This is a genomic window from Rugamonas rubra, assembly GCF_900114705.1.
GTDB lineage: Bacteria > Pseudomonadota > Gammaproteobacteria > Burkholderiales > Burkholderiaceae_D > Rugamonas > Rugamonas rubra.
On record NZ_FOTW01000030.1, the window covers coordinates 51,821 to 67,600 of the forward strand.

At 63.7% G+C, this 15,780-nt stretch carries 15 protein-coding genes; 9 read left to right on the forward strand and 6 right to left on the reverse strand.

Features of this window, described 5'->3' with window-relative positions; all coding sequences use genetic code 11:
* Nucleotides 1-150 precede the first annotated feature (150 nt).
* Nucleotides 151-381 (reverse strand): hypothetical protein, encoded by a 231-nt coding sequence (locus BM252_RS25910; protein WP_093390557.1) that lies wholly within the window; start codon nucleotides 379-381, stop codon nucleotides 151-153.
* A gap of 413 nt (nucleotides 382-794) precedes the next feature.
* Here BM252_RS25910 and BM252_RS25915 point away from each other — a divergent pair, with 413 nt between their 5' ends.
* Nucleotides 795-2,045, forward strand: coding sequence for a TonB family protein (locus BM252_RS25915; RefSeq protein WP_093390558.1), 1,251 nt, complete (start codon nucleotides 795-797; stop codon nucleotides 2,043-2,045).
* Nucleotides 2,046-2,636: 591 nt separating this feature from the next.
* On the opposite strand, the gene BM252_RS25920 is transcribed toward BM252_RS25915, so the two are convergent.
* Together BM252_RS25920 and BM252_RS25925 are read right to left on the reverse strand one after the other, a co-directional pair.
* On the reverse strand, nucleotides 2,637-2,927 hold the full coding sequence (locus tag BM252_RS25920; RefSeq protein WP_093390559.1) for a type II toxin-antitoxin system RelE/ParE family toxin: 291 nt from the start codon (nucleotides 2,925-2,927) through the stop codon (nucleotides 2,637-2,639).
* Nucleotides 2,915-3,205, reverse strand: a complete 291-nt coding sequence (locus BM252_RS25925; RefSeq protein WP_093390560.1) for a CopG family ribbon-helix-helix protein — start codon at nucleotides 3,203-3,205, stop codon at nucleotides 2,915-2,917. Before BM252_RS25925 ends, BM252_RS25920 begins: the two co-directional genes overlap by 13 nt.
* Before the next feature lie 323 nt (nucleotides 3,206-3,528).
* Here BM252_RS25925 and BM252_RS25930 point away from each other — a divergent pair, with 323 nt between their 5' ends.
* From BM252_RS25930 to BM252_RS25960, 7 genes are all read left to right on the forward strand, one after another.
* Nucleotides 3,529-4,056, forward strand: coding sequence for a sigma-70 family RNA polymerase sigma factor (locus BM252_RS25930; protein WP_093390561.1), 528 nt, complete (start codon nucleotides 3,529-3,531; stop codon nucleotides 4,054-4,056).
* Entirely contained in the window at nucleotides 4,047-5,048 is a 1,002-nt protein-coding gene (locus tag BM252_RS25935; RefSeq protein WP_093390562.1) for a FecR family protein, read from the forward strand. Before BM252_RS25930 ends, BM252_RS25935 begins: the two co-directional genes overlap by 10 nt.
* A 111-nt stretch (nucleotides 5,049-5,159) precedes the next feature.
* The gene (locus BM252_RS25940; RefSeq protein ID WP_093390582.1) at nucleotides 5,160-7,586 is read left to right on the forward strand and encodes a TonB-dependent receptor; all 2,427 of its coding nucleotides are present in this window, start codon (nucleotides 5,160-5,162) and stop codon (nucleotides 7,584-7,586) included.
* The gene (locus BM252_RS25945; protein WP_093390563.1) at nucleotides 7,586-8,536 is read left to right on the forward strand and encodes an alpha/beta hydrolase; all 951 of its coding nucleotides are present in this window, start codon (nucleotides 7,586-7,588) and stop codon (nucleotides 8,534-8,536) included. Before BM252_RS25940 ends, BM252_RS25945 begins: the two co-directional genes overlap by 1 nt.
* Nucleotides 8,537-8,686: 150 nt before the next feature.
* Nucleotides 8,687-9,151, forward strand: coding sequence for a nuclear transport factor 2 family protein (locus BM252_RS25950; protein WP_093390564.1), 465 nt, complete (start codon nucleotides 8,687-8,689; stop codon nucleotides 9,149-9,151).
* A gap of 209 nt (nucleotides 9,152-9,360) precedes the next feature.
* Entirely contained in the window at nucleotides 9,361-10,392 is a 1,032-nt protein-coding gene (locus BM252_RS25955) for a ParA family protein (protein WP_093390565.1), read from the forward strand.
* Nucleotides 10,385-10,993 carry a HEPN domain-containing protein gene (locus tag BM252_RS25960; RefSeq protein WP_093390566.1) on the forward strand — a complete coding sequence of 203 codons (609 nt, stop codon included), beginning with the start codon at nucleotides 10,385-10,387 and terminating at the stop codon, nucleotides 10,991-10,993. Before BM252_RS25955 ends, BM252_RS25960 begins: the two co-directional genes overlap by 8 nt.
* A gap of 91 nt (nucleotides 10,994-11,084) precedes the next feature.
* Here the strand turns inward: BM252_RS25960 and BM252_RS25965 are convergent, their stop codons facing one another.
* Nucleotides 11,085-11,963, reverse strand: coding sequence for a pirin family protein (locus BM252_RS25965; RefSeq protein WP_093390567.1), 879 nt, complete (start codon nucleotides 11,961-11,963; stop codon nucleotides 11,085-11,087).
* The gene (locus tag BM252_RS25970; RefSeq protein WP_093390568.1) at nucleotides 11,960-12,367 is read right to left on the reverse strand and encodes an OsmC family protein; all 408 of its coding nucleotides are present in this window, start codon (nucleotides 12,365-12,367) and stop codon (nucleotides 11,960-11,962) included. Before BM252_RS25970 ends, BM252_RS25965 begins: the two co-directional genes overlap by 4 nt.
* A 323-nt stretch (nucleotides 12,368-12,690) precedes the next feature.
* On the opposite strand from BM252_RS25970, the gene BM252_RS25975 reads away from it, so the two are divergent.
* Entirely contained in the window at nucleotides 12,691-13,248 is a 558-nt protein-coding gene (locus tag BM252_RS25975) for a RidA family protein (RefSeq protein ID WP_093390569.1), read from the forward strand.
* A 177-nt stretch (nucleotides 13,249-13,425) separates the two neighbouring features.
* Here the strand turns inward: BM252_RS25975 and BM252_RS25980 are convergent, their stop codons facing one another.
* Nucleotides 13,426-15,762, reverse strand: coding sequence for an SUMF1/EgtB/PvdO family nonheme iron enzyme (locus BM252_RS25980; protein ID WP_093390570.1), 2,337 nt, complete (start codon nucleotides 15,760-15,762; stop codon nucleotides 13,426-13,428).
* Between the last annotated feature and the right edge of the window lie 18 nt (nucleotides 15,763-15,780).

A 15,780-nucleotide genomic window follows, 5' to 3' on the forward strand; every position in this document is an offset into this window, starting at 1 on the left:
GCCAGGAAAACGCAGCCAGACGAAGCGCCACGCGTTGCGCCCGTTCGTGTGGCGGTTGGCGAATAGCGACGGAGTCAACGCTGTGCCATCGTCGGAAACGATGTGGTCGCCAACCACTTTGGCGAATTCGATGGTATCGCGATAGCTGGTTCATAGGCTGGTTCCGTCGGGCAGGAAGACTTTCTTCCATTGAAAGCCGCGCAAAGCCGTGCCATTCTTGCGCAGCGCGAGCCGCTCCATTTCAACCGCCAGCCAGCGTTGCACGAGTTCCGTCACAAAGGCTTCAGGCTTCACGCCGGGACGTGTATCCATCAAATGGAGTTCCAGCTCAAGGAAATCGCATGTGGGCAGGTAGACAGCTTGCTTCGGTTCGTATTCCATGATTCAATCCTTCCGATAAGAGTCTAAAAATTAGACTGAGCAATGAAAACTTAGTTCGTTTTAGATTTTCGCCTCGGGGAACGGGACCGTATTAGACTTGCCTTGTGAATTTATAGACCGTTATCGACAAGCGCCCACGAATTTCAGACTGAATTCGCCTCGGATAGCTTCAAATAGACTGGATTAGACCAATTTCTGATTTGAAGTACCCCGCCCAAGGACGAGGCGTGGCCACTCGCGAATTTCTGCTAGGGGTGGCCTCCGTCTAAAGTGAGAATGTGTGAGTTTTGCAGGAAGGCAAGATGCTATCCTGAACGCCATCGGCCGGCTTCGGCCAACAGCAGTCATCGCCGCAGGCCATCTTTTTCTATTTTTGTCCGCACTAATCATAACAACTCATCTACAGCTCCTTAATGAAACCGAATATTTTCAGAAAAAAAGCTGCCACATCAGTATTGGGAATGGCCATATTTTTGTGCGCCAGTGTATCAGTTAGCGCGGAACCAGACGTGCGCCCAATAGCAAACTTCAATACCTGTCAGAAGCCTGAATGGCCTAAGGAAGCTTTGCGCAAGGAGCAAACCGGCACCGTAATGTTGTCTTTCCTGATTAGCGAGGACGGGAAAGTTAAGGACTCGGTCATCGTTAAAACTAGCGGCTACCATCTATTAGACGAAGCAGCACAACACGGCATTGAGAAATGCCAATTTCACCCTGCAACCATTAACGGCATAAAAATTGGTGCTTGGGCTCCCATACAGTACGTGTGGACTATCGAAACGCTTGAACAGCAGCAAAAAGCCTTAGTCTTGGCAGATGCTTATCGTGCGAATGCGCTTAAAGGAGAAATTACTGCCCTATACAAATTGGGGATGCTCTATCGAGGCCAAGAAGGGTTACCTATGGACCTTGAATATGCAACCAAGATGTTTCGTCTTGCAGCTGAACGCGGTCAACCTGATGCCCAATACGAACTGGGAAACAGCCTAACTTATGGGGCTGGAGTATCTAAAAATCCCGAGCAAGCGTTGGTCTATTATCAAAAGGCAGCAGAACAAGGGAACGTCAATGCCCAGTTGAAGTTAGGGCGCTTCTATGAAGCAGGCTCAGGCGTTGCTCGCAATCCCATCCTCGCGGCGGAATGGTACGCTAAGGCCGCCAACCAGGGTGACCATGTCGCTGAAGATAAGTTAGGAAGTTTTTATGAAGGTGGACTTGGTGTTGAGCATAACGATACCAAGGCCGTGACTCTTTACCGCAAGGGTGCGGACGCTGAGATTCCAGCGGCTCAATTGCATCTGGGCTTAATGTACTTGCGCGGAAAAGGGGTGCCAAAAGACTTGCCGCAGGCGGCACTCTGGATAAGCAAAGCAGCCCAACAGCGCCATCCCGATGCCGAAGAGACGCTTGGCGAGTTATATATTTCAGGCAAGGGTGTACTTCAAAGCGAGTCGGATGGATGGAACTTCTTACAGCGTGCGGCGGCTGGTGGAAATATCCACGCGATGGCAGTGATGGGATACATGCTCACGAATGGTATCCATGCGACTCCAGATACCACGCAGGGTCGGATATGGCTGCGCAAAGCATCCGCTCTTGGTAGCTTGCTAGCAGCTCAATGGCTCGATAACAGTAGCTTGCCGAACTACGTATTCGGCGACTAACATTGGCATCTGACGGCCAGTACCAGACCTTCGATTAGATATGAGTACGATTTTATGAGTTTTGAAACTGAAATCCAAGGCTGCAAATGGCTGTTTATGAACAGCATAAGCGAACCGTCCGATAATGAATTGCGCTTGCAAATTTTTGAAGCATTCACGTTACCTGCATCTCCTGATGCATTGCGGTCATTGAGTGAGGCACTGGACTAAAACTTACCTTTAGGCAGTCCAATTGAACATGTGACTGGCTGCAAGATATTCACCTTACAGTGGCCTAGCTATGTAGCGTATTCGGTTCGGAACGAAAGCTATACAACTGTGGATAATTACGAAATTTTCGAAGGAAGAAATTTCGTCAAATATTTGAAGTCAAGATATCTTGATTTTGTCAGAGATGCGACTTTTTCCGATGATAGCTTCCCCGGTCCAATGACACACTGGGGAATTTTTTGCCTTAATCATATTATTGACGTTGTTTCTTGCCATCAGCCAGAAGTAAGCATCTCGGTAGAAAAATAAGCATCCCCTGGGAAATTCCACTGGCGGCTTTGGGGCGTTTGCCGCCGATCGTTCATGTAGGCGACAATTGGCTCAGTCTCCGGCTTCTTTCTGGTGACGCACAGCCAAAACGATGACGGCATGGGGCGCAGCGCGGTAGCGCACCACATAGCCGCTGTCGCCAAAGTCGATCTGCCATTCCCGGTAGACCTCCGCCATGTCATCAATGGGGCGGCCAATCTGCGGCTGATGCCCCAACACCCTCACCCCTTCCCGGACGGCTTGAACGGCACGCTTTGCGGCGCCAGGATTCTTGCCAGCTAAGAAGCGATAGATGCGCTGCACGTCGCGCAACGCGAGCGGCGACCAGATCAGACGTGGCATTCAGGCGGTTCGATATCGTTGCCTTCCGCAAGCTGCGCAAGCCACGCGTCGGCCTCGTCAGCCGTGACATGCAGCCCGGTGGTCCGATACTCCTCCCATGCCTTGAGCGTATCGTGGCGGAAAGATTCACGCTTTTCCTCGCGTTCGAGGTACTGCGCGACGGCCTCGCGCAGCATCCAGTGCGGGGTTCGGCGGCGGGACTCCGCCAAGTGCTCTAGACGGGTGCGCGTGTCCGGGTCAAGCTTGACCGACATGGGGCGGGCAACGGCGGCAGTCATGGTGCTTCTCCTGTCGGTGAATGATAGGTATTACCTTATCATACTTTGCAATGGCAAACCCCTTTGGAGGCGGCCGTTGCCGTCGAATGGACATAGATCTATATATCGAATGCCGGTGGATGCCAGACCAAAAAGGTCAAGATTGTCCATGTGAATGCGAACCGAGATCACTGGCAGCAGACGCGACGGCGAAGCATGCCCAGTGAAAGCGCGGCCGGCGCCACCCACGCAGGCGGCGGCCACGTCGACATTTTCCTGCCGATTGCGCCACCCGGTCCAGTTGCGCTAAAATGAGAATAATTCTTATTCCCATCTAGATCAACATGACGATTGCGCAGCATCCGCCCCAGCAAGACATGGCCTCGCTGTACGGCGAGCACCATGCATGGCTGCTGGGCTGGCTGCGCCGGCGCCTGGGTTGCGCCCACCACGCGGCCGATGTGGCGCAAGACACCTTCCTGCGGCTGCTCGCCGCCAGCGACAAATTGCCCCAGCTGGCCGAGCCGCGCGCCTTCCTCACCACCACCGCCAAGCGCCTGCTGGTGGACCGCAGCCGCCGCCACGCCATCGAGCAGGCCTACATGCTGGAGCTGGAGGCGCTGGCCGCGCAACTGCCCTGCTACCCGTCTCCCGAGGAGATCCTGCTGGCCGTGCAGTCGCTCGAGCGCATCGCCGGCGCGTTGGAACAGCTGTCGACGCGCGCCCGAGACGCCTTCCTCATGCACTACCTGGACGGCGCCAGCCACGCCGCCATCGCCGAACGGCTGGGCGTATCGACCCGCATGGTGCACAAATATTTGGTGCAGGCGCTGCTGCGCTGCGACACGGCGCTCGGCCAGCCATGCCTTTGAATACCGAACAAGGCCGCGTCGCCGAGCAGGCGGCGGCATGGATCATTTCCCTGACCGGCGACGAGGCGGCCGGCCGCGCCGAGGCGCGCGCCGGCTTCGAGGCGTGGCAGCAGGCCGATCCACGCCATGCCGCCGCCGCGCTGCGCATGCAAGCCCTGCTGGGCCAACTCGACGCCTTCGACGGCCGTCCCGCGCGCGCCGCGCTGGCGGCCTCCCGCCGGCCGGCCGGCAAAGGATCGACCGCCAGCGCCACATGGACAGCGGCGGCCATCAGCGCGCTCGCCGTCGCCCTGCTGGTCGGCGCCGTCGCGCTGGGCCTGCCTGCTTGGAAACCCGCCGTCCTGCTCGCCGACGTGCGCACCGGCGTCGGCGAATGGCAGACCCGCGTGCTGGCGGACGGCAGCAGCATCACGCTCAGCGGCGGCAGCGCCGTCGACCAGCAATTCACCGCCAACCGGCGCGTGCTCAAGCTGTTGCAAGGCGCGGTGCTGGTCGACGTGGCGCGCGACCCCGACCGGCCCTTCCTGGTGCAAACCGAGGAAGGCAGCATCCGCGCGCTCGGCACCCGCTTCGTGGTGGAGCGCGGCGCCGGCGGCACCGACCTGGCGATGCTGGAATCGAAAACCGAGGCGCGCGCGGCCGACAGCCTGGCCCCAGCCACCGTGGTGGCGGCCGGCGAGAAGGTGCGCATCACGGCGGGCGGCGTCGGCCGCATCTCGGCCGTCGACCCGCACAGCGTGGCCGATGCCTGGCGCGACCATCAATTGGTGGTGCAAAACCGTCCGCTGGCCGAGGTGCTGGACGCGCTGGCGCGCCAGCGCGGTGGCGTGATCAAGTACGACAAGCGCCAGATCGCCGCCATGCGGGTCAGCGCCGTGCTGCCGCTGGACGACTCCGAGCGGGCCTTGCAGCTGCTGCTCGACAGCTTCCCGACGCTGCGCATCCGCAGCTACACGCGGTATGTGGTCGTGGTCGACGCGCCGCCGCCCTGAGAATATTTTGTAGAGGCTGGTTCCGTTTCGCGGTTTTCGCCCGTCAAGGTCTATGTAAGCAAGTTCATTCAGACCATCAGGAAGCCGAAACCCATGTCCAAGCAACAATCCATGCAACACCACACACCTAGCCGCCGCGCCGCGCTGGCCCCCTTGACCCTCGCCCTGCGGCTCGCCTTCGGCGGCGCGCTGGTGCTGGGCGCAAGCGGCGGCGCCTTCGCGCAGAGCGCCAACGCCCAGTACGACATTCCGGCCGGTCCGCTGGCCGACGCCCTGAACCGTTTTGCCCAACTGGCCGGCGTGGCCGTCGCGCTCGACGCCGACAAGGTGCAAGGTCTGCGCAGTCCCGGCCTGAAGGGCAGCTACAGCACGGAAGACGGCTTCAACACCCTGCTGCGCGACAGCCCCTACGCAATCGGCAAAACCAGCGCCGGCTATCTGTTGCAGGGCAGGCCGGCCGTCGCGCCGGCCGCGCAGCGCAAGGAGCAGGCGCTGGCGCAGGTCACCGTGACCTCCACCCTGCTGGCCGACGAGCTGCCTGGCGTGTACGCCGGCGGCCAGGTGGCGCGCGGCGCCCAGCTCGGCATACTGGGCAGCACCAGCACCATGGACGCGCCCTTCAACCTGAGCGCCTACACCGCCGGCCTGATCGAGGACCAGCAAGCCTCCACCGTGGCCGCCGTGCTGCAGAACGATCCATCGGTGCGCTTCACCACCTCCGAAGGCCACATCTACGAGAACTTCAGCATTCGCGGTTTCGAGATCACCGGCGAGGACCTGGCCTTCAACGGCCTGTACGGCCTGTCGCCCTACGGCCACGCGCCGACCGAGTTCGTCGAACGGGTGGAAGTACTGAAGGGACCGGGCGCGCTGTTGGGCGGCATGTCGCCACAGGGCGGCGTGGGCGGCGTCATCAACCTGGTCCCCAAGCGCGCCGGCGACAAGCCGCTGCTGCGCCTGAGCACCGACTTCAGCTCCGCCGCGCAATTCGGCGCCCACCTGGACGCCGGCCGGCGCTTCGGCGACAACGGCCGCTACGGCGTGCGCTTCAACGGCGGCTACCGCGACGGCAAGGTCGGCGTCGACGAGCAGAAGAAGGAGCGCCTGCTGGCGGCCATCGCGCTGGACTATCGCGGCGCGCAGCTGAACCTGGCGCTGGACGCCTACAGCAACCGTGAGAACATCGACAACGGCAGCTCCTGGATGGCGTCCTTTCCCAGCACCGGCGTGATCGCGCCGCCCAAGACCGGCACCAACCTGCTGCGCGGCATCTACGGCAAGCTGGAAAACGACGCCGTGGCCGTGCGCGCCAGCTACGAGTTCAGCGACGCGCTCAGCGCCTACGCCGCGATCGGCAAGCTGCGCTACCGCTACTCGGGCTACATCAACGGCACCCGCGCGGCGATCCGCAACGCCGCCGGCGACTACCTCGGCACCACCTTCCACCAACGCGGCTCGACCGACACCACCTCGGCCGAGGTGGGCCTGCGCGCCCGCTTCACCACCGGATCGGTGCGCCACCAGATGGTGCTCAGCGCCACCTCGCTGGAGTTCGACACCGGCCGCGCCACGCCGGGCTTCAGCGCCGACTACAAGTCGAACATCTACCGGCCGGGCACGCCGGCGCTGGGCGCCGACCCCGGCCCGGCGCCCAAGGTCGGCGACGCCGCGCTGCGCAGCCTGGCGCTGGCCGACACGCTGGCCTTCGCCGGCGACAAGGTGCTGTTGACCCTCGGCGCGCGCGAGCAGCAGGTCAAGACCCGCGCGCTGCACCCGGTCAGCGGCGCCGTCACCTCCAACTACGACAAGCGGGCGCTGACGCCGGCGCTCGGCCTGGTGGTCAAGCCGTGGACGCCGGCGCTGTCGCTGTACGCCAACTACATCGAGGGCCTGAGCCAGGGCGGCAGCGTGACCGACGCCACGGCGAAGAACTTCGGCGAGGTGTTCGCGCCCTACCAGAGCAAGCAGGTCGAAGGCGGCGTGAAGTGGGACCAGGGCGAGTACGGCAACACCCTCAGCGTGTTCCAGATCAAGCGCCCGAGCATGCTCAAGGATACGGCCAGCAACACCTACAACGCCGACGGCCGCCAGCGCAACCGCGGCGTGGAGTGGAATGTGTTCGGCCAGCTCGGCGGCCAGCTGCGCGTACTGGGCGGCGCCACCTACACCGACGGCAAGATGACGCACGCCTCCAGCGCCGCCCTGACCGGCAAGACCATCTACGGCACGCCGAAGTGGAAGGCCAACCTCGGCGGCGACTGGAGCGTGCCCGGCGCCAACGGCCTGAGCCTGAACGCCCGCCTGGTCTACACCGGCAGCCAGTACGTCAACAGCAGCAACACGCAGCAGATCGGCAGCTGGACCCGCGTCGACCTGGGCGCGCGCCACAGCGTGCGCTGGCTGGCGCACACGCTGCAACTGCGCGCCAACGTCGAGAACGTCGCCAACAGGAGCTACTGGGCCGGCTCCTTCAACGACGGCTATGTGACGCAGGGCGCGGGCCGCATCTATAAACTGTCGGCCTCGGTGGACCTGTGATGCGCCGCCTGGCTCTCGGCGGCGCGGCCGCCCTGCTGGCCTGCGCCTGGCTGCCCGCCTGCGCCACGTCGGCCACGGGCGCGACGGCGACGGTGGCGACGGCGGCGGCGGTGACGCCCGCCGTCGTCTGGCGGGCGGCCGGCTTGCCGCAGGCGCGGCAGCTGGACCTGACGTCGGCGCGCACCGGCCAGCACTACCGCATATTCCTCAGCGTGCCGGACACGGCGCCACCGCCGGCCGGCCATCCGGTCATCTACGTCCTCGACGGCAACGCCGCCTTCCCCAGCGCGGCCCTGATGGCGCGCACGGTGGCGCGCCGCAGCAAGGTGACCGGACTGCATGCGCCGGTGGTGGTCGGCATCGGCTACGCCGGCGCCGAGGACTACGACGAGCCCGCCCGCGCCCGCGACTACACGCCGCCGGCGGCCGGCAAGGCCGGCGCGGGTGAGGGTGGCGCCGATCTCTTCCTCGACTTCATCGAACAGGAACTGAAGCCCTTGATACAGGCCAGCACGCCCATCGATACGCAACGGCAGGCCCTGTTCGGCCATTCGTATGGCGGCCTGTTCACACTGCACACCTTGTTCACCCGGCCGGCGGCGTTCCAGACCTATGTCGCCGCCAGCCCGTCGATCTGGTTCGCCGAACGCCACGTGCTGAGCGAGGTGCCGGGCCTGGCGGGGTCGCGCCAACACCAGCCGCAACTGTTGCTCACCGTGGGCGAGCTGGAGCAAGCGACCGCGCCGCCGTCCGCCAAGGCCGGCGAGCGCGGCACCGTGCTGGCGCAAAAGCGGATGGTGGACGAGGCGCGCGATCTAGCCACCCAGCTGGAGGCGCGGAAGCAGGCGCTGGGCCTGGAGCGTGTGCGCTTTATCGAGCTGCCGCGCGAGAACCATGGTTCCGCGCTGTTCCCGGCCCTGTCGCGCGGGCTGGAGTTCTTTCTAGATTGAGCATGGACGGGCGGTGGTGAATGATTCGGCGCCAAGTAGCGGAATTGGTCTCAGGAAGATGTGATACAGTCAAAATTAAGTGTTCGGCATCAAGAAAATGTCACGAATACTCGCCCCGCAGTCACACATTGGTCTACCTGAGGACGATTCATGCATCGATTCTTGACTTTTTTCATCGCAGCGCTGCTGCCCTTTTCCGCCTTTGCCGACAGCCCGTCCGACCGCCAAGCGGTGGAACGGGCCGTGCTCGATTACATTGAATCGCAGCACAAAGCCGATCCGGAAATGATGCGGCGCGGCTTGGACAAGGAACTCGCCAAACGCACCTACTGGCAGGCGGAGGACGGCTCGGAATTCATCATGAAGACCGACTACGAGACGATGGTGAAGGTGGCCAGGACGTACAACAAGGACGGCAACAAGTTCCCGCCATCCCCCCGGGTCGAGATCAAGATCTTGGATATCGACAACCGGGTGGCGTCGGTCAAGTTGACGGCGGACGAGTGGATCGACCATATGCACCTGTACAAGACCGCCGGCAACGAATGGAAAATCCTCAACGTGCTGTGGCAGTACCATGACGCAAAAAGGCAGGTGAGCAAACCCAAGAAATAAGCGGGCGGTCGTTCGTCGAGCGTATCCCCTGCTCCTGCCGCGTGCAAGGCGGCGGGACCGCAGCTATTTCACCGGCACCAACCGCGAGCAGCAAGTTGGCCCGCATCGTGGAACAAGAATTGGCCGCTGGGAGATGTGATACAGTCGCCTGGCCGCGACCGAAAAAACGTGATCGACCTGGAGCGCGCAGTAACTAACAGAGAGAAACCATGGCTAAGAGGCTCGTCGTATTCAACCATAAGGGGGGCGTAAGCAAGACGACCACCGTTTTCAACCTCGGCTGGATGCTTTCCAAAGGGCACAAAGTTCTGCTGGTCGATGCCGACAGCCAGTGCAATCTTTCGAGCCTCGTGCTGGGCGACGATTTCGAGAAGTACTATCTCGATGACGGAACCAGGCTCCAAAACATCAAGGACGGGGTCGCTCCGGCATTCCAAGGGAAGCCGGTACCCATCAGTGCGGTCAACTGCTTCAGCCCGCAGCGGGCACCCTCAATGTACCTCCTCGCCGGCCATGCCAACCTGTCGGAGTACGACGCCGCGCTCACGTTCGCGCAGACGTCGAACAATGCCATTTCCACGCTACAGAATCTTCCCGGCGCCTTTTCCGAGTTGCTACGTCTGACGGAGGAAAAGTACTCCATCGACTACACGATTATCGATCTCAATCCGAGCCTGAGCTCGGTGAACCAAAACCTGTTCCTGTCCGCCCACGCGTTCCTTGTCCCCACCAACCCCGACCCGTTCTCGATCATGGCGCTGAATACGCTCCAAGTGGCGCTCCCGCGCTGGGTGGACTGGAAGAAAAACGCCGTGTCCCTTTTTGCCGATTCCGCTTACCCCTTGCTCGAAGGGGTTCCAAAATTCTGCGGCAGCATTATCCAGCGCTTCAACATCCGCAACGGAAAAGCGGCAAGACCGTATCGCGACAACATCGTCGAAATCAAGGAAAAACTCAGCGGCGACTTCTTTTCAGCAATGGCCAAGAGCGGGATGGTCTATACGGCAGAACAATACCGGCCTGATTTTATCGCGGCACAATACTGTTTGGCTGAGGTCCCGGATTTCCAGGGGCTGCTGCCAAAGTCGCAGCAGGCAGGCGTGCCGGTGTTCGAACTGACCGACCGTGAGATAGGAGAAACGGGACCTGTTCTAGCCGACATGCAAGAAAAGAGGCGTCTGTTCGCGGAGCAGTTTCTCGGTATGGCAGAAAAAATTACATCCCTGATGGAAAATGCGTAATTCGCTGACCCTATTTAATTCAAACATAGCGCAGGCGCGGGAAATTTCCGTGCTCTACGACTACCTAGTCGCCACAGTCGCGATCCCGCAGCAATTCGACGACCTGCTACGTTCGCAGCTCGTCTACGCGGTCAGCGCGTTCGACAAGTTGATGCATGATCTCGTGCGGATTGGTATGGTCCAGTCCTTTATGGGTGTCCGCCCTCGGACAGGAAAATACCTGTCGGAACCCATCTCGATGCAGGTACATACCGAAATGGTCCAGGCCACCATTCCTCCCAAGGAACACGTGTTCGAACAGGCCCTTTTTCGAAAGTTCAAGGTCGTTTCCTTTCAGGACCCCGCCAAGATAGCAGACGGCCTCAGCTACATTTGGGACGAATCGCAGAAATGGCAAAAGATCGCCGCGTCACTTGGCATGCCAGACGCAGCAGTAAGAACGAGGCTGAAACTTATCGCCGACCGCAGAAATGCCATTGTCCACGAAGCCGACATAGATCCGTCAACCAATACGAAATTCCCGATTGGCAAAGTTGAGTCGGAAGGTAGCCTGGATTTCCTCGGGGCCTGTGGCAACGCAATCGCCAATCTAGTTGCCTAATTATCCAGTCTCGTCTACCACACCGTACTAGGCCTTTGTCGCCAGGAATTCACCATTCCCGACCGGGACCAGACTCGTCGAGAAGCTTGGTTTACTTGCCGACCTTCGGCGGCAGCGGTATCCACTCGGTCTCGCCCGGCACGGCGGCGAAGCGCTGCGCGGTCCAGTCCTCGCCGGCCTGCACCACGCGCTCCTTGCGCGAGGAGACGAAGTTCCAGAACAGGAAGCGGTGGCCGTCGAGCGGCTCGCCGCCGATCACCATGAACTGCGCGGCGCTGGCGGCGCGCACCAGCTGCGCGCTGCGCGTGTCGAGCAGCGCCATGGTGTGCAGCGCCAGCGGCACGCCGTCGATCTCCAGCTCGCCGCTGATCGGGTAGATCGCCGCCTCCTCGGGCAGGCTGGCCAGGCCCAGCTCCTGGCCGGCCTGCAGCGTCACGTCCAGATACAGGGTCTGGCTGTAGGTGGCCACCGGCGAGGTCTTGCCGAAGGCGGTGCCGATCAACACCTTGACGCGCGCGCCGTCGACGCTGAAGACGGGGATGTCGGCCGCCGGCGTGTGGACGAAGTTCGGCTCGTCCTCCTCGTGCGCGGCGGGCAGCGCGGCCCACAGCTGCAGGCCGTGGGTGCGGTGCGGCACGCCGACCAGATCCTTGGGCGTGCGCTCGGAGTGGACGATGCCGCGCCCGGCGGTCATCCAGTTGATCGCGCCCGGTTCGATGCGCTGCACCGAGCCGATGCTGTCGCGGTGGTCGATCGCGCCTTCGAACAGATAGGTCACGGTAGCCAGGCCGATGTGCGGGTGCGGCCGCACGTCGTGGTTGGCGTCGGCCGGCACGTCGACCGGGCCGAAGTGGTCGAAGAAGATGAAGGGGCCGACCGCCTGCTTGAGCGCCGACGGCAAATAGCGCCGCACGACGAAGCCGCCGCCGAGGTCCTTGTCGTGGCCCTTCAACACGCTGGCGATGCTCATTTCGGCTCTCCCAGCACGGTGCTCACTTCGGTGGTCACGCTGGTCATCAGTTTGTGGACCGGGCATTTGTCGGCCACGGCCAGCAGCTCCTGGCGCTGGGCGTCGGTCAGCGGGCCGCCCAGGTGCAGGGTGGCGGCCAGGCGGTAGGTGCCGTGGCGCTCCTCGCTGGCGTCGCGCTCCATGCTCACTTCGACGTCTTCGAGCGGGATGCCTTTGCGCTTGGCGTACCAGACCAGGGTCAGCGCCTTGCAGGCGCTCAGCGCGGCGTCGTACAGGTCGTGCGGGGTCGGGCCTGCCTCGCTGCCGCCGACGTCCACGCCTTCGTCAACGGAAATCAGGTGGTTGCGGATATGTGCGACGTGGCGCATGGGCAGAGACTGGTCGCGGATGACTTTGATCGACATGGTATTCCTTGCGTGCAATATAAGTGAATCGTCAATTTACACCGTTTCGCGCCACTTCGCCAATCTCCCATTGTGCCGAGGCGCGGCTTGGCCGTGGCGCGCGCGCGGACGGCGCGGCCTAAAACGGTGCGGGCGGACTCAGCATTTTGGTGCGGCGCGCCGCGATGACTGCCGCAGTTGCCCCCGCCCGCCCGGCGGCAGGCAAGCTTGTCGGATGGCAAACGGGTGGCATGCATATTGCGTCGGCTGTGGCAGGCGCGGGCCGCACGGCGGCGCGCGTCTATTTGCCGCCACCATTTTTCCAACCGAAGAGGACCCACACGATGCGAGCTTTCCCCGAATTCTTCAGCCTCCAGCAATGCAAACGCGGCCTGACGCTGGGCCTGGGTCTGGCCCTGCTACACGCCGCACCGTCCGCGCAGGCGGAGGAGATCAAGCGCACCGGCATCCCCGGCTCGAGCTTCCCGATCTCGACAACGGTGAGCGTGCCGGCCGGCAGTCGGCTGGTCTTCTTCAGCGGCAATCTGGCCGACGTGGCCAATCCGGACGCGCCCAAGGGCAGCATCGAAGCCTACGGCAACACCAACACGCAGACGCTGTCGATCCTGAAGAAGTTCGAGAAGCTGCTGGCGGCCGAGGGCTTGACCCTGGCCGACGTGGTCAAGGTCAACGTCTTCATGGCGGGCGACCCGGCGCTGGACGGCAAGATGGATTTCGCCGGCCTGAACGCGGCGTATGGGCAGTACTTCGGCAGCGCGGCGCAGCCGAACAAGCCGGTGCGCACGGCCTTGCAGGTGGCCGCGCTGCCGATGCCGGGCGGCCTGGTGGAGATCGAGATGACGGCGGCCAAGGCGCCGGCGGTGGCACGCGCCAAGAAGTAGGATGGTTGGCTGCGTCCAGACGCAGCCGTTCACCCCGCTCCCATCGGGTCTGGCCCCGCCGGGGTCTGCCCCGAATGCAGCTAAGTTCAGAAAACCCACCGCCGAAAATCGAGGGTCAGACCCTAAGGGTCTGACCCTGGCTCTCTGCCTGTGGTTTGCTAGCCGCTGGCGCGCCGGCTAGACCAGCTTGCGGGCGACGCGGAAGCCGACGATGTCGTTGGCCAGCACGGCCGAGAAGCCGTTGCGCACCGCCGAGCGCAGATAGCGCGGGTTGTACAGCCAGGCGCCGCCGCGCAGCGCGCGCCGCACGCTGTCGCCGCCCTCCTCCCAAGGGCGGCCGTCGAGCGGCGCGCCCTGGTAGTTCTCGTGCACCACGTCCTGCACCCACTCCCACACGTTGCCGTGCATGTCGAACAGGCCCCAGGGGTTGGGCGCGTAGCTGCCCACCTTGCTGGTGCCCTGCACGTACTGGCCGCGCGGGCTGCCGTTGTAGGTGTAGTGGCCGTCGTAGTTGGCGCGCTCGGTGCTGATCTCGTCGCCGAAGCTGAAGGCGGTGCGGGTGCCGGCGCGGCAGGCGTACTCCCACTCGGCCTCGCTGGGCAGGCGGTACAGCTGGCCGGTGCGCTCGGACAGCCAGCGCAGGTACAGCTGGGCGTCGTTCCAGCTGACGCCGACCACCGGATGCTCGTCGCTCTGCGCGAAGCCGGGCGCGCGCCAGTCGGTGTCCGACAGCGACTCCCAGCCGGTGGCGCGGACGAACTGCTTCCACTGCCCCACCGTGACCGGGTGGCGGCCCAGCGCGAACGGCTGTTCGATGCCGACCCAGTGCTGCGGCGTTTCGCGCTCCAGCCAGCTCTTCTGCGCGCCGGCCTTGATGGCGACGGCCTGCTCGTGCTCCGGCGAGCCCATTTGGAAGCGCCCGGTGGGGATCAGCACCAGCTCGGGGCCGCTGCCGGCGCCGTCGAGGAAGCGGTCGCGCAGCACGCCGCTGGGGTCGGCGACGGGGCTGGCCGAGGTGGGCATCAGCGCCGCCAGTTCGGCGGCGTTGCGCGCGGCCAGCTGCTTGCGGTGGCGCTCCTGCTCGGTGCGGTAGGCCGCCTCCGCCTTCAACTGGTTGATCTTGCGCTGCTGCTCCTCCTTGGCCTCGCGCGCCTCCTTGGCGTCGGCCTCGCGGCGCGCCTGCAACTGCTCGCGCAGCTGCTGCTTGCGGATCTTGGCTGACTCCTCGGCCTCGGCGCGCTGCCTGGCCTCGAGCTCGCGGCGCTGCTTGTCGAGCTTGACCTTTTCGATCGCCGCCGCCTGCGCCGCCGCCTGGGCGGCGGCCTGCGCCTCGGCCAGCTTGCGCGCGTTCAGTTCGGCCTGGCGCTTCTGCTCGACGGCGCGGGCCTGTTCGGCCAGCGCGGCCTGCTCCGCTTCTTCCTTCCTGCGCTGCTGTTCGGCCAGGCGCGCGCGCTCGGCCTCGGCGGCCTGCTCGGCCAGCTCCTGCTCGTTCGGCCCGGCGGCGCGGCGCAGGCCGTCCAACAGCTCGGCCACGGTGGCGGGCCGGCGCTCCTGGGCGTAGGCGAAGCCGCTTTGCAGCACCTGCCACTGGCGCAGGTTCAGCGAGGCCGGCGCCGAGGGGTGGATGTCGGCCGTGCGCACGTCGTCGAAGGGCAGGCGGCCCTCCAGCATCTGGTAGACCATCACGGCGACGGCGTACACGTCGAGCCGTGGGCTGGGCTGGCGCGCGTGGGTGCCGGCCTCCGGCGCGCGGTAGCCGGCGGTGCCGGCGTTGGGCGTCTGCAGCCCGAGGCTGCTGCCGGCGCTGCGCGCGCGCGAGGCGATGCCGAAATCGAGCAGCTTGATCTCGCCGCGCTTGGTCAGGAAGACGTTGCCCGGCTTGATGTCGCGGTGCACCAGCTTGTGCTTGTCCCAAGCGTATTGCAGCGCGTGCGCCACCGGCTCGACCAACTCGCAGATGCGTTCGAGCGGCAGCACGCCCTCGCGGGCGAGGAAGGCGTCCAGGTCCTCGCCCTCCAGGTATTCCATGATGATGAAGTAGCTGGCCGTGGCCGGGTCCTGCGCCCATTCGTAGACGCGGACGATGTTCTCGTGCGCCAGCTTGCGCGCCTGGGTCGCCTCCTCGATCAGCAGCTTGGCGTGGGTGGCGCTTTGCGTCAGCTGCGGCGGCAGGATCTTCAAGGCCACCATGTCGCTGTGGCCCAGCTCGGCGTGGGTGGCCAGGTCGGTGGCCTGCCACACCTGGCCCATGCCGCCCATGCCGATCAGGCGTTCGAGCCGGTAGCGGCGGTTCTGCGGGCCGATCTCCTGGCCCGACATCAGCCCCAGCTCGGTGCCCTGGCGCGCGGCCGGCGGCGCCGAGGCGCCGGCAGTGGCCGCAGCGGCGCCGCCCGGCGGCGAATACTCGGCGTCGAGGATGGCGTTTTTGCGGCGGTCGAACTCTTGCAAGCTCAGCAGGCCGTCGTCGTGCAAGGCGCGCAGTTCGCGGATCTTGTCTCTTGCTGTTTGCATCATCTAATCGTGTCGGGCCGA